Origin of the sequence: Deinococcus sp., assembly GCF_018260405.1 — a bacterium.
Taxonomy (GTDB): domain Bacteria; phylum Deinococcota; class Deinococci; order Deinococcales; family Deinococcaceae; genus Deinococcus.
This window is the reverse complement of the sequence record NZ_JAGLBG010000071.1, coordinates 1-13700: the sequence shown is the minus strand read 5'-3', so window position 1 is coordinate 13700 and position 13700 is coordinate 1. Positions and strand designations below refer to the sequence as shown.

General features: G+C 63.1%; 13 protein-coding genes. 11 read left to right on the top strand and 2 right to left on the bottom strand.

Annotated elements, in window-relative coordinates; genetic code table 11:
- Window positions 1-325 precede the first annotated feature (325 nt).
- The 6 genes from QZ269_RS09550 (at window position 326) to QZ269_RS09525 (ending at window position 6359) form a co-directional block, all read left to right on the top strand.
- Window positions 326-1420 carry a rod shape-determining protein gene (locus QZ269_RS09550; RefSeq protein ID WP_367272267.1) on the top strand — a complete coding sequence of 365 codons (1095 nt, stop codon included), beginning with the start codon at window positions 326-328 and terminating at the stop codon, window positions 1418-1420.
- Window positions 1421-1501: 81 nt separating this feature from the next.
- Complete coding sequence (gene fabZ / locus QZ269_RS09545; protein WP_291426484.1) at window positions 1502-1951, top strand: 3-hydroxyacyl-ACP dehydratase FabZ; 450 nt, start codon at window positions 1502-1504, stop codon at window positions 1949-1951.
- A 136-nt stretch (window positions 1952-2087) separates the two neighbouring features.
- The gene (locus QZ269_RS09540; protein ID WP_291426483.1) at window positions 2088-3233 is read left to right on the top strand and encodes an LptF/LptG family permease; all 1146 of its coding nucleotides are present in this window, start codon (window positions 2088-2090) and stop codon (window positions 3231-3233) included.
- Window positions 3212-4369: a glycosyltransferase gene (locus QZ269_RS09535; RefSeq protein WP_291426482.1), complete on the top strand. Its 1158-nt coding sequence runs from the start codon at window positions 3212-3214 to the stop codon at window positions 4367-4369. Before QZ269_RS09540 ends, QZ269_RS09535 begins: the two co-directional genes overlap by 22 nt.
- Window positions 4366-5610: a polysaccharide deacetylase family protein gene (locus QZ269_RS09530; protein WP_291426481.1), complete on the top strand. Its 1245-nt coding sequence runs from the start codon at window positions 4366-4368 to the stop codon at window positions 5608-5610. Before QZ269_RS09535 ends, QZ269_RS09530 begins: the two co-directional genes overlap by 4 nt.
- Window positions 5607-6359: a class I SAM-dependent methyltransferase gene (locus QZ269_RS09525; RefSeq protein ID WP_291426480.1), complete on the top strand. Its 753-nt coding sequence runs from the start codon at window positions 5607-5609 to the stop codon at window positions 6357-6359. The genes QZ269_RS09530 and QZ269_RS09525 overlap by 4 nt, the downstream gene beginning before the upstream one ends.
- Window positions 6360-6606: 247 nt before the next feature.
- Here QZ269_RS09525 and QZ269_RS09520 read toward each other — a convergent pair whose 3' ends face one another.
- A complete protein-coding gene (locus QZ269_RS09520) occupies window positions 6607-7038 on the bottom strand; it encodes a M67 family metallopeptidase (RefSeq protein ID WP_291426486.1) in 432 nt (143 codons plus the stop codon).
- Between the two features lie 116 nt (window positions 7039-7154).
- Between QZ269_RS09520 and QZ269_RS09515 the strand changes: the two genes are divergently transcribed.
- Genes QZ269_RS09515 through QZ269_RS09505 form a run of 3 tightly spaced genes read left to right on the top strand, consistent with a single transcriptional unit; the run spans window position 7155 to window position 8330 of the window.
- Window positions 7155-7538: a DUF3208 domain-containing protein gene (locus tag QZ269_RS09515; RefSeq protein WP_291426479.1), complete on the top strand. Its 384-nt coding sequence runs from the start codon at window positions 7155-7157 to the stop codon at window positions 7536-7538.
- Window positions 7535-7756 (top strand): hypothetical protein, encoded by a 222-nt coding sequence (locus QZ269_RS09510; RefSeq protein ID WP_291426478.1) that lies wholly within the window; start codon window positions 7535-7537, stop codon window positions 7754-7756. Before QZ269_RS09515 ends, QZ269_RS09510 begins: the two co-directional genes overlap by 4 nt.
- Complete coding sequence (locus tag QZ269_RS09505) at window positions 7749-8330, top strand: transcriptional regulator (RefSeq protein ID WP_291426477.1); 582 nt, start codon at window positions 7749-7751, stop codon at window positions 8328-8330. The genes QZ269_RS09510 and QZ269_RS09505 overlap by 8 nt, the downstream gene beginning before the upstream one ends.
- A gap of 279 nt (window positions 8331-8609) precedes the next feature.
- Here QZ269_RS09505 and QZ269_RS09500 read toward each other — a convergent pair whose 3' ends face one another.
- Window positions 8610-9650 (bottom strand): branched-chain amino acid aminotransferase, encoded by a 1041-nt coding sequence (locus tag QZ269_RS09500; protein ID WP_291426476.1) that lies wholly within the window; start codon window positions 9648-9650, stop codon window positions 8610-8612.
- Window positions 9651-9753: 103 nt separating this feature from the next.
- Here QZ269_RS09500 and QZ269_RS09495 point away from each other — a divergent pair, with 103 nt between their 5' ends.
- Both QZ269_RS09495 and polA read left to right on the top strand, forming a co-directional pair.
- Complete coding sequence (locus QZ269_RS09495) at window positions 9754-10302, top strand: hypothetical protein (protein ID WP_291426475.1); 549 nt, start codon at window positions 9754-9756, stop codon at window positions 10300-10302.
- Between the two features lie 414 nt (window positions 10303-10716).
- Entirely contained in the window at window positions 10717-13494 is a 2778-nt protein-coding gene (gene polA / locus QZ269_RS09490; RefSeq protein WP_291426474.1) for a DNA polymerase I, read from the top strand.
- Window positions 13495-13700 lie beyond the last annotated feature (206 nt).

The following is a 13700-nucleotide window of genomic DNA, read 5'->3' as shown; positions in this document are numbered from 1 at the left end:
GTGCGCCTGATGAAGAGGGCAGCATGGATACTCCGACGATATGGGCCTCAGACAGCCTCTTAGAGCATTTTGCAAAAAGATGGTGCTTTTTTGACCATCTTTTTGCAAAATGCAACGGGTGAACAAGAAAGAGCAGGACGTAGAATGAAGGGGGCAGCGGCGTTTTTCTAACCTGCCCATCATTCGCAGAACTGCTCTAAGGAGCTGCCGGGTGATAGGTGCGTCATCGGCCCAAGCAGGCTCTTGGACTGACCTCGCTGCGATGTTCACCGGGAGGTCTCTTGAAGTCCTCTTACTTTCGGTGGATTCTACGGCATTGAGGGCCATGCTACGATTGCCCTGTTTTGTTCGGAGGACGATTTTGAGGCTGGCAGAAGATATCGGCATCGATTTGGGAACGGCGACTTTCCTCATTTACACCAAGAGCCGTGGCCTGGTTCTTAAGGAACCGAGCGTTATCGCCATGACCCGTGACACCAGACAGGTCAAGGCGGTCGGAGAGGAGGCGTACCGGATGCTCGGTCGCACGCCTGCGGGCATCGTGGTGGTGCGCCCGGTACGCGACGGCGTGATTGCCGATGAGAACCTGACCGAGAAAATGATCAGCATGTTCCTGCAAAAAATTCACAAGGGCCAGGGCAGCGGCAGCCGCTTCATGAGTCTGGGGGGGTTCAAACCCCAGATGATGATCGGGGTGCCCAGCAACACCAGCGACGTGGAAAAACGCGCCGTGGCCCGCGCCGCCCTGAACGCTGGGGCGCGCCGCGCCTACCTGATTGAGGAACCGCTCGCCGCCGCCATCGGCGCGGGCCTCAACGTGCTGGAGCCACTGGGAAGCATGGTGGTGGACATTGGCGGCGGCAGCACCGACATCGCCGTGATCTCGCTGGGCGGCATTGTGGTCAGCGAGTCGGTGCGGGTGGCGGGCGACGAGTTCGACGAGAGCATCATGCGCTACGTGCGGCGTAAACACCGCGTGTTGATCGGTGAGCGCACCGCCGAGGAAATCAAGATGAAGCTGGGAGCCGCCATCGTGTTCGATGAGGCCGAAAACGTGATAGCCGAGATTCGCGGGCGCGACCTGCAAACCGGTCTGCCGCGCAGCATCACCCTGAACACCTCCAACATTGTCGAGGCGCTGCTCGAACCGGTCGGCAAGATCATCGAGGCGACCAGGCGCGTGCTGGAAATTACCCCGCCTGAACTGGTCGGCGACATCGTAGACCGGGGCATCGTGATGACCGGGGGCGGCAGCCTGCTGCGTAACTTCGACGAACTGATGCGCCAGAGCACCGGCATTCCGGTTACCGTGCCCGAACATACCGTTGAAACCGTGGCTATCGGCACGGGCATGGCACTCGACATGATTCCCGAGCTGGGCGACAGTCTGGTGTGCAGCGACAGCTATCTGCGCCGCTGAGATGGCAGCGTCCCGCCCACCTAGCTTCACTGGCCCGGCGCGGCGGTTGACGCCTCACCTTAGCCCCGTAGACTGCCTGCTATGACTGCCGACTCTGCCCCCGTTGCCCCTCTGCTCATTCAGGACGTGCTCAGGGCGCTGCCACACCGCTTTCCCTTCATTCTGGTCGACCGCGTGCTAAGCACCGAAAACGGTGAGGTTCACGCCCTCAAAAATGTGACTATCGGAGAGCCTTTTTTCGTGGGTCACTTTCCGCAGGAACCCGTGATGCCCGGCGTGCTGATTACCGAGGCGCTGGCGCAGGCCAGTATGTTCTGCCTGCATGGGCAGATGGAACCGGGGCAAATCGGGTATCTGGCCGGAATCGAGGGCGCACGCTTCAAGCGCAAGGTGATTCCCGGCGACCAGCTGCACCTATACGCCAAGCTGGAATTCCTGCGCCGGGGCCTGGGCAAAACGACCTGCCGCGCCGAGGTAGACGGGCAGGTGGCGGCGGAGATGCAGATTCTGTTCGCGGTGGCAAAACAGTGAGTGGACAGTGGTTAAGTCTCTGCCGGGTAGAGCGTGCGTCATCACGCGGCAAGGACTTAGTGGTCAGTGGTGTGGCCCCTGAGGGTTTTCCCGCTCCCCACTTCCCACTTCCCACTCACAGCGCCGGAGGCGCACCTTGACCCGCTTAACCCGCTACGTCACCGCCGAACTCATCCCGCCGCTGCTGGCCGGAACGCTGCTGTTCACGGCCGTCTTGTCCTTTGGCTATTTCTTTATCTCCAGTCAGTGGCTCTCAGGCGTGCCGCCCTTGCTCACCGGCAAATGGATTGCTTACCAGATGCCTGACACGCTGGTCAAGGTGCTGCCGATGGCCGTGGTGCTGATGACCGTGGTGGCGTTTGGCCGCATGTCTACCGAGCGCGAACTGGTCGCTGTGCAGACCGGGGGCATCAGCCTGGGCCGCATGACCCGTCCGGCGCTGGTGATTGGGCTGCTGGTCACGGCGCTCTCGGCGTTCCTGAGCCTCTGGATTGCGCCGAAGGCCAACGTGGAAACGCGCGGGTTGTACTGGGACGCCCTGACTGGCGCGGGGCTGTCGCAACTGGTGGGCCAAACCGTCGATCTGGGCGGCAACCTCAGCCTCGCGATGCAGGGCTACGACTCTAAGACCCGCCAGATGCAGGGCGTGCGGGTGGAAAAATGGCAGCCCGACAACCCCCGGCGCGGCACGCTGATTTTTGCCGACCAGGGGACATTTGAAAACAATCAACTGGCACTCACGGGGTACAGTGTCTACACCGTGGACTACGCGGCAGCGGCGAAACTCTCGGAGGTGCCGGAGAACGACCCGGTGGCCTTTCGCACGGCGGTGCAGGCGGTGTTTCCGAACGTGGTCATGCCTGAAAAGACCACCGACGCGCTGAACGTGGACACGGGCTTAAGCCGCAAGCAAACGCTGGCTAAGTACGCCGACGCGATTGGGGCCGATGCCGAGGGCTGGCCCGAACTGATAACCAGACTGACTGCGCCGGGGGTCAAGCAGGCCGACCGCTACGCCGCCCGCCTGAGCCTCAACCGCAAGCTGGCGCTGCCCTTCGCCAATCTGGTGCTGATTCTGGCGGCGCTGCCTTTTGCCCTGCGCTTTGGCCGCACGCTGGGCGTTAGCCTGGGCATCGCGCTGATGATCGCGGTGGCGTATTACCTGCTGTTCTCGGTGGGGTTGACGCTGGCGAACGTGTTGGTCGGGATTCCCGAATTGGGCATTTGGCTGGCGAATATCGTGTTCGCGGTGGGGGGGCTGTGGCTGCTGCGCCGGGCGTAGGTCGCCTGCCCGGTGAGCTGAGCGCCCTGTTCATGTCGGTGTCGCTGGGGCTGGGGCACGACCAGGCGCAGACGGCGCTGGAAGAGGCCCTGGCACGGCGCGGCGTCACTGTGACCAGCCACCATAAGGACTCGGTGGACTATCTGCACGCCCCCGAACGCTTTCTTACGGTTGACCTCTACCACTTTGAACTAAAGTACGCGCCCTGGCTCTACCGTGCCTTTTACCGCTTTACCGATCTGGACCACCCGGTCAATTTCATTAGCCGGGCTTTTACCTGGATTGGCCTGGGCCAGTTTCAGCGCGACCTGGCCGAACTGAAGCCGCAGGTGGTCGTCAGCACCTACTGGGCACCAGCGGCGGTGGCCGGAAGTGCCCGCCAGCACGGGGCCGCGCCGTTTTTGAATGCGATGATCGTCACCGATTACGCCGCGCATTTTCACTGGGTACGCCCCGAAGCCGACCTGATTATGGTTGCCAGCGACGACACCCGAGCCGAGCTGCTGGCGCGGGGGCTGGCTCCCGAAAAGGTCGTGGTGACTGGCATTCCCATCTCCACCCGCTTTGCCCCGCTGGTCGGAGCGGATAAGGCGGCCCTGCGGCAGCGTTTTGGTCTGAAAACGGACCTTCCTTTGGTTCTGGTGTCGGGCGGCGGGACGGGCAGTTACCGGGCGCTGCGGCCCCTGCTAGACGTGCTTAGCAACCTGGGTCAGCGGGTGCAGGTACTGATTCTGGCCGGAGCCAAAAGCAGTGGCGTGGAGCAACTGGGGGGCGCGACCCTGCACCACATCGGCTTCACGGCGGATTTTCCCGAGCTGCTGGCCGCCTCCGACCTGGTGGTGGGCAAGGCGGGCGGCCTGACGGTGGCCGAGGCGACGGCGCTGGGCGTGCCGCTGGTGATTTACGAACCTATTCCGGGCCATGAGGAAGGTAACGCCGCGTTTATTGAGCGCCAGGGAGCCGGAATCTGGGCCAGAAAGCTGCAGGACGTGCGCCCAGCAGTGCGCTATGCCCTTGCGCCCGAAACCCACGCTGAAATGAGGCGCAATGCCGCCCGCGTGGGCCATCCCGATTCGGCGGCGCGGGTGGCGGCAGCGATTCTGGAAGCCCTGGAACGCCGGGGGGACATTCGGTGAACGGACAGAGCAAAGGGGCGCTGGGCGCGGGTCTGCTGGCTTGCCTGCTGGCGTACATCGGCCTGCCCTATCTGCTGGTACAACTCGCTCATCTGGGGCTGGTGCGCGAGGGCAAACGCGCCCGGCATGAGGTGGCCCTGACTTTCGACGACGGCCCCGACCCACAGACCACGCCCGCCGTGCTGGACGCGCTGGCGGCCGCGGGCGCACAAGCCACGTTCTTTGTGCTGGCTGCCAGCGCCGAGGCCCACCCCGACTTGATCGCGCGAATGCTGAGCGAAGGGCATCAGGTCGAAGCGCACGCCGTAAAGCATCGCCACGCCTGGATTCGTTCGCCCTGGGGGGCCTTTGTCGACCCTGGCGAGGCCGCCCGGCGCATCGGCAAGGTCACTGGCCAGCGGGTCAAGCTGCACCGCCCGCCCCACGGCGCGTACACCCTGGCGACCATCCTGGGGCAGCGAAAGGCGGGTCTGACCGGGGCACACTGGAGCATCGAGGGTCACGACTGGCACGCTCGATTCACGCCGGAGCAGGTGCGCGAACGCCTGGGTCGCCTGCTGGTGCCGGGCGCGGTGGTGGTGTTGCACGACGCCGGGCCGGGCGCACAAAAGGCCGTGCCCATGCTCCCGGGCCTGCTGGCCGACCTGAAGGTGCGGGGCTACAAAGCGGTGCGGCTAGACGCGCTGGACGGGGCCGCGCCGCAGGGCCGCGCCGACTTCAGACGCCGGGCTTTTCTGGCGTTGGACGCCATTTTTGACCGGCTGGGCGGCGTGACCTTCGCGGGTGGGCGGGCCGACAACCTGTTCCGTATCGCCCGCGTGCCGTTTCCACTGTCGGGGGTGCGGCTACAAAACGGTCAGGACGTGCCCGCAGGGGTTCCTGCCCTGGAATTTCATGTCAACAACCCGGTGCTGGTGGACCTCGGCCCGCGTGCATCGGTGCGCCAGGCCCGGCGTGACGATCTGCGGGTGGTAGCGCGAGACTGGCAGACCCGGATGGAACTGGCCGACGCGCAATACATTTTTTGCCTTTCGGCGGTGTCGCCGCTGCTCGGGCTGCTGAACTTTGAAAACCATGACCTGCCGCCCGGCACCGCACGCCGCTTGCAGGGCTGGGCCAACGTGCTGCGCCGCGCTTACGGCAACGATCCCACCGCCAAAGCCCCCCGCCTAAGCATCCTGAGCCGCCAGCGGTTTATGGAACTGTATGGCGCGGCCACAAACGGAGACACAGGCACATGAACTACGACGATTTGGCCGACCTGTACGACCACCAGTACGACGTTTACCGCGACGACCTGCACTTTTATGCAGGTGTGGCGGGGAAAACGGCGGGCCGGGTGCTGGAAATCGGAGCGGGCACGGGCCGGGTGACGGCGTTTCTGGCGCGTCGCGGGGTAGAGGTGGTGGGGCTGGAACCCAGCGGGCGCATGATTGAGCGGGGCCGTGAGCGGGCGCAGCGCGAGGGGCTGACCCTAGACTTCATGCAGGGCGACATGAAAACCTTTCAGCTGGACGAGCGCTTTCCGCTGATTATCGCCCCCTTCAACGCTCTGATGCACCTCTATACCCCCGCCGAGCAGTTGGCGGCCATAGGGAACATTCGCGCCCACCTGCAACCGGGCGGGCAGTTTGTCTTTGACCTGTACGTGCCGCGCTTTGGCCGGATGAACACCGTGCGGCACGAGGGCGAGACGTTTTACGCGCCCGACGGCTCCCGCACCGATGTGTTTCTGGTTCAGCGCCACGATAAATTGGCCCAGCGCATAACCACCGAGTACCACGCCGACACTACCGCTCCCAATGCGGCCCTGCGGCGACGGCATTACGCCCTGACCCAGCGCTATTACCACCGCTACGAGATGGAGTGGCTGCTGCGCTGCGCTGGATTTGAACCGCCCCGCGTGACCGGCAGTTTTCAGGGCGGGCCGCTGGAAAAGGCAAGTGAGGTTATGGTGTTTCAGGCCCGCAGTGGGGGAGGCACAAACTGACCGGATACAGGGCGGCGCAGGCTAGGCGACCTTGGCCAAAAAACTACGCTGCCGTTTCTGACACTTCCGGGCTGGCCCCATACGGGTGCCGTTTTGGTCAAGAAGCGACCAGGCCCCATTCTGGGTGCCGTTTTGGTCAAGAAGGCACCGCCTGTAGCGCCAAACCCGTGTCTTTTTTTACTCGCATCCGCTCGGATTCAATCTGTGTAGTTTCAGATTCATTGGGCAGTCCATATCAGTTCCGGGTTCACTCAGAACAGCTGTCCGCGCCGACCAGTTCGACTTCTTCGCCCGTTGGCAGCAGGTAGGCCCGCAGGGTCTTGCTCGACAGGTCCGCGATAACGTAAGGCACTGGGTAAGCCGCCCGCTGCTCGTCGGTCAGGCTTGGCCGGGCCGGGCCTCTGGGGTGGCTGTGGTACAGCCCGACCAGCGTAAGGTTCTCGGCGGTCATGGCCCGCAGCGCCCGCAGCAGTGCGCCGGGGTCGGCCAGATATTCCTGCTCGGGGCGGGTGGCGATATTGGGCAGGGGGTAAGCCGCGCGGGCCAGTGCCCCGGCCTGCTCGCCTCTTGTCCAGAGGCCCCCAAGCGCCCCGACACATTCGTGGGGCATCTCCCGCTGGGCATGCTGCCAGAGCGAGGTGATCAGAACGCCCGGAAGATACAGTCGCACAACCCTCAGTCTAGAGTCGCGGCGTGGGCCGCAGTTGGAACGCAGGGGGCCAAGTGCCGGACAGGTTCCTAAGCGGGTCTTCATCATCTGGACTGCCCGCCAGCAGGTTTCGCTAATATAGGGCTGTGAGTATCACCGAATCGCAGGCGGGAGGACGCGCCGCTATCCGTCTGCTTCAGGGCTATGTCTGGCACCCGGTCGGGTCAGACATTGACCTCGAACACTATCTTCCCCGCGAGCTGGAACTGACCCCTGCAAACGAGGACGACGAAAACGCCCATGTGCTGTGGGACCAACTCGACCCCCCGTTCGCCTTCTTTGAAAATGGAGAACCGACGGCGGGACAGACCTTTTACCAGTTCACGGTGCTGCGCGTTTACGAAACCCGCCCCAGCAACGAGGCCCTGCATGACGACGCCCTGAGTGCCAGCCAGCAGCTTAATCCGCTGTTGGAGGGCACACCCGAAGGGGTTGGCTGGCAACTCTGGGAAGACCTGCGTGACCTATGATTGCCTGGCTTGACCTGCTGACCGAAGGCGACTTGCACCCCAGGCGGTTTGCTTCGCCCGCTGCCGTGCGGGCCTACGCCGTAAAAATGGAGCGCCTGAGCGAAGAAGCGGCCAACGCCTTGACCCGTGACGGTCAGGTGGGGCCGCCCCTGGCCCGGCGCGAGTACCGCCTGCAACCGCTGCCGCTGCCCACAGCGCCTCGCACGGACCATGCCTGAGCCATCCACCGAGGTGGCCCCGCCCTACGATGGGCCAATTGTGGCCATTCCGGTGTATGCCGGAGTCAGTGAGCTGGAAGTGGGGCTAATGGTCGGCGTGTGCCGTCTGTGCGGCGGGGCCGAGTGTGTGAGAACCGTGCACCGCTCACGCATCAGCATAGTGACGGCGGGAGGGCTGGTCACGACGCCGCATGTGGTTTATGCGGCCCTGCCGGAACCAGCCGCTCTGCTCTTGCCGGGGGGGCCTGGCGCGGCTAAAGCGGCCCGCGACCCGCTGCTCAAAGAATTTTTGAGAGGTCACGCCGCCCTACCAGCAGGTGTCAGTGGCAGCGGAACCTTGCTGGCAGGGGAGGCGGGAATCCTGAAAGGCAAAGTCGTGGGCGGCTCCGCCGAACTGAGCGACACCCTCTGGAGTTACGACCCTGCCGACGTAAAGCCCGGACAGCGCGTCCAGGACGGCCAGCTGCTGACCGTGCCTGCGGGCCTGCCCGCACTAGACGCCGCTCTGTATGTGGCGGGGGCGCTCTGGGGGCCAGAGACTGCCCGGAGTGCGGCGCAGCGGCTCGGGGCGTGATGGCGCCCGAAGAGGTCACGCTGCCCCGAACCGCTTCTGCTGGGCCGTTGTCCGGTCTGTTGCAGGTCTGGGGCGGCGCAAGGTTAAGCGTGCGGTAGGGCCAGGACGCCGCAGGCCAGAGCCGCAGCATTACCGAGGTGACGCGTGACGACAGCGAAGTCGCGGCCCTTAGGCGCCAGAATCTGTTGAGGGCCTGCCAGCAGGCAAACATCCGGGCTTTTGTGGTCTAGCACGGCTGCCACCTGGCTAAAATGCTCTAGGTTCAATCGGTAGTCCGTATCAGACCTTGACGATCCAGCCTTGCGGGGCCTCGCGGTCGCCGGTCTGGATGCCGACCAGTTCGGTATAAAGGCGGCGGGTGATCGGGCCGACTTCAGTCTCGCTGAAAAAGACGTGGAACTGGTCACCGTGCTGAATACCCCCGATGGGGGTGACCACCGCCGCCGTTCCGCAGGCCCCGGCTTCCCCGAATTCGTCGAGGCGGTCAATGTACACCTCGCCTTCCTCGACCTGTAGACCCAGGCGTTTTTCGGCGAGGTGCAGCAGGCTGTATTTGGTGATGCTGGGCAAAATACTAGGCGACTGGGGCGTCACGAATTTCTTGCCGTCTTTGGTGATGGCAAAGAAATTGGCGCTGCCGACCTCCTCGATCTTGGTATGGGTCGCGGGGTCAAGGTAGATCACGTCGCCGAAATTCTTCTCGTGGGCCTCTTGGCCGGGCAGCAGGCTGGCGGCGTAGTTGCCCCCGACCTTGGCGGCCCCGGTGCCATGCGGCGCGGCGCGGTCGTACTGCGAGGTGATGAAGTTGGTAGGTACCAGACCGCCCTTGAAGTACGGGCCGACCGGGATACAGAACACGCTGAAAATGAATTCGGGAGCCGATTTAACACCGATGTTGTCGCCTACCCCGATCACGAAGGGGCGCAGATACAGGCTGCCGCCCGTGCCGTACGGAGGAATGAAGTGCTCGTTGGCCTTGACCACCTGGCGGCAGGCCTCAATGAACATCTCGGTGGGAACTGCGGGCATCAGCAGGCGGCCACAGCTGGCCTGCATCCGCGCCGCGTTCTGGTCGGGGCGAAACAGGTTGATGCTGCCGTCTTGGCAGCGGTAAGCCTTGAGGCCCTCGAAGCACTGCTGGCCGTAGTGCAGCGCCGTGCTGCCCTCACTAATGTGCAGCACGTTGTCGCGGGTCAACTCCCCTGTTTCCCACGCCCCGCCGCGCCAGTGGGCGAGGTAACGGAAATCGGTGCGGATGTAACTGAAGCCGAGGTTGTTCCAGTCAATGTCTACTACGGTGCGGTCATGGGTGCCTGTCATACCCCCCCACTATCCCCCAACAGACAAACCATGTAAAACCCCAATCTAAGAGAACTGTCACATTGGGCGGTTAGCCTGTTAAGCGTTAAAGGAGATATTTGACATGACTAACCTGAAAATTACCCTACTGCTTACCCTTGCAAGCTTCGGTGCGGCCTCCGCCCAGAGCCCTGCCGCCAGTTCCAACCCCATCAAAATCGTCAGCTCCACGCAGCTGGTCACCCAGAGCGTCGTTGATGGGAAGACCGTCGAAAAACTGACCGACGGCAGCCGCGCCCTTCCGGGCCAGACCCTCGAATTCCGTCAGAATGTCCAGAACACTTCCAAAACGAACTACGGCAAGGGTGGACTCGTTCAGCCTATCCCCAGCGGCGTCTTGTACCAGTCCAACCAGTGCAACGTGCCCGGCGCGGTAGCGACTTTCAGCACCGACCCTGTGAAGCTCGATCCCAAGACCGGAGGGCTGGTGGACTCTAACCGCATCATCTTTGCTGAGAAACCCACCAAGACCGTGACCGTCAAGGAAAACGGCGTTAGCGTCAACAAGACCGTCCCCGCAACCGCCGAGGACTACACCGCCATACGCTGGAACCTGCCCAGCCTCAACGCCGCAGCCTCCATCAGCTGCCAGATGCGCGTTAAGGTCAGGTAAAGACAGGTCGTTTCACAAAGCAGAGTGCGCGGGCAGGGGCTACACGCCTCTGCTTTTTTGCTGTTTTTTGCTGGCGCCCAGACCCATGACCAATAGTTCCGACACTTTTAGAGCATTTTGCAAAAAGGTGGTGTTCTTTTGACCATCTTTTTGCCGAGTGGAACGAGTGAAAAAGGAAAACCAGGACACAGAATGAACGGGGTGGCGGTGTTTTTTCGAGGTGCCCATCATTCGGAGAACTGCCCCAAGATCCTATTTGGCAACGTTCGACCAGTCCTTTAGCCCCTTGCCAGCTGCGGGGGACCAGTACAGCTCGCACCGGGAGCGGCTGGGAGTTAACGCGCGGTTCAGAGTCGTCAAACTGTCCGGGTCATTGATTATGCCCTCAGCGAATTGGCCCGTTAGAATCGGCCCATGTCTTCACCAAGCTCCGCCCCGGCGGTTCCCGGTAGCCTGGGTCCAGATACCCTGGTACTGATCGACGGTCACGCGCTGGCCTTCCGGTCGTACTTTGCCCTACCGCCCATGAACAATTCGCGCGGCGAGATGACGCACGCCATCGTCGGTTTTCTGCGGATGACGCTGCGGCTGGCCCGCCAGAAGTCCAATCAGGTGATCGTGGTGTTCGACCCGCCGGTCAAGACCTTCCGCCATGAGCAGTACGAGGGTTACAAGTCGGGCCGTGCTGAGACCCCCGCCGACCTGCCTGCCCAGATCAACCGCATCCGCGAAATCGTAGACGCCATCGGGTTGCCGCGCCTGGAAGAACCCGGCTACGAGGCCGACGACGTGATCGCCTCGCTGACGCGCAAGGCCGAGGGCAGCGGTATGCAGGTCAGGATTTTGACCAGCGACCGCGACGCTTACCAGCTGCTCGACGATCACGTCAAGGTCATCTCTAGCGACTTTTCGCTGATCGGGCCGGAACAGGTGCTGGAGAAATACGGCGTAACAGTGCGCCAGTGGGTCGATTACCGCGCCCTGACCGGCGACGCCAGCGACAATATTCCCGGTGCAAAGGGCATCGGCCCCAAAACCGCCGCCAAGCTGCTTCAGGAATACGGCACGCTGGAAGGCATTTACGACGCAGCTCGGGCGGGCACCCTCAAGCCCGATGGCACCCGCAAGAAGCTGCTAGAATCCGAACAGGACGTGACTTTTAGCCACCAGCTGTCCTGCATGGTCACTGACCTGCCGCTGGACGTGGAAATCGGCGGCGGGCGGCTGCCGGGTAACCCCGAGCGCCTGGAAGAACTGCTGAGCGAACTGGAATTGCACTCGGTTCGGCGCGAGCTGGCGGCCCTGAACGGCCCCGGCCACGAGTTCAGTCTGCCCGACGCAGTGCTCGAAGCGCAGGCGGAAGCCGACGGAGCCAAGGGCCTGCAACCGGTTCCGGCGGCCCGCAATGCCCAGTGGGCCACCCCCGGCCCCGGCGCGGTGTGGGGCTACGTGCTGTCCCGCGAGGACGACCTGACAGCGGCACTGACCCAGGCGGCCACCTTCGAGGACGGCGTGGTGCGCGTGGCCCCCGTGCAGCAGCCGGACGAATGGCAGGAGGCCGTGTCCACTCCCCCGGAAAACCTGTTCGGTGAAAGCCTGCTGACCTCGGAACAGCCGCTGACCAAGAAGCAGCAAAAAGAGCTGGAAAAGCTTCAGAAAGACGCCGAGAAGCTGCGCCAGAAACTGATCGCGCAGTACCCCGCGACCGTCGACGAGGCTCAATTCGTGGGCGTGCGTAAAGTGACGGCGGCGGGGGCCAAAGCCCTGGCGACCCACCTGAGCGTGCGCGGCACTAGCGTAGAGCCGGGCGACGACCCGCTGCTGATGGCTTACCTGCTTGACCCGGCCAACATGAACATGCCGACCACGGCGCAGCGTTACCTGGGCAGCGGCTGGCCCGAGGACGCCGCCGCCCGCGCCACCATGACGGCCCATCTGCTGCGCGAACTGCCTGGGCAACTTGATGAGGCCCGGCAGAAGATGTACACCGAGATGGAACAACCGCTGAGTGCCGTACTGGCCCGCATGGAAGTGAGCGGCGTGCGGCTCGACAGCGACTACATCCAGACCCTGGCGATTCAGATGGGCGTGCGGCTCGCCAGCCTCGAAGGGCAGATCCACGAACTGGCAGGCGCACCTTTCCAGATTCGCAGTCCCAAGCAGTTGGAAACGGTGCTATACGATCAGCTGGGCCTGGCGAGCAGCAAGAAAACCAAACTGACCGGGCAGCGCAGCACCGCCGTTTCGGCCCTCGAACCGCTGCGCGGCGAACACCCGATTATTCCGTTGGTGCTGGAATACCGTGAGCTGGACAAATTGCGCGGCACCTATCTCGAACCGCTGCCGGGGTTGGTCAATCCGCGCACGGGCCGCCTACACACCACCTTTAGCCAGACCACCGCCGCCACGGGCCGCCTGAGCAGCCTGAATCCCAACCTCCAGAACATTCCCATTCGTAGCGATACCGGGCGCGAGATTCGCAAGGGTTTTATCGCTGAGGACGGCTACGTCCTGGTAAGCGCCGACTATTCGCAGATCGAGTTGCGGCTGCTGGCGCACATCGCCGGTGATCAGCTGATGCAGCAGGCATTTAACGAGGGGGCCGACATTCACCGCCGCACCGCCGCGCAGGTGTTGGGGCTGGACGAGGCGACGGTGGACGCCAACCAGCGTCGCGCCGCCAAGACGGTTAATTTTGGCGTGCTGTACGGCATGAGTGCCCACCGCCTGAGTAATGATCTGGGCATTTCCTACGAGGAAGCGTCGGGCTTTATCAAGACCTATTTCGGTACCTATCCCGGCATCCGCAAGTACATCGACGAGACCCTTGAATTTGGCCGCACCCACGGCTACGTCGAAACGATGTATGGCCGCCGCCGCTACGTGCCCGAGCTGAACAGCAAAAACCGGGTGCTGCGCGAGGCGGGCGAACGCCTGGCCTACAACATGCCGATTCAGGGGGCGGCCTCCGACATCATTAAGCTCGCCATGATCGAACTTGACCGCGAACTGCGGGGCACCGGCGCACGGCTGCTGCTTCAGGTGCATGACGAACTGCTGATCGAGGCTCCGACTGGTCAGGCCGAGCAGATCGCGGCGCTGACCAAGCGGGTCATGGAGGGGGCCGCGCAATTGACGGTGCCGCTGGCCGTGGAAGTGGGCATCGGGCCGAACTGGTACGACACGAAGTAGAGCCGTTCTCCGAATGATGGGCACGTCGGAGCAACACCGCCGCCCCTTTCATGCTACGTCCTGCTCTTTTTATTTCACTCGTTCCACTCGGCCAAAAGATGGTCAAAAGAGCACCACCTTTTTGCAAAATGCTCTAAGAGGCTGTCTGAGGCCCTAACCATGGGAAATGTTTTAGGCTTTAACGGTGGAACGCGCAGCTTACCCTA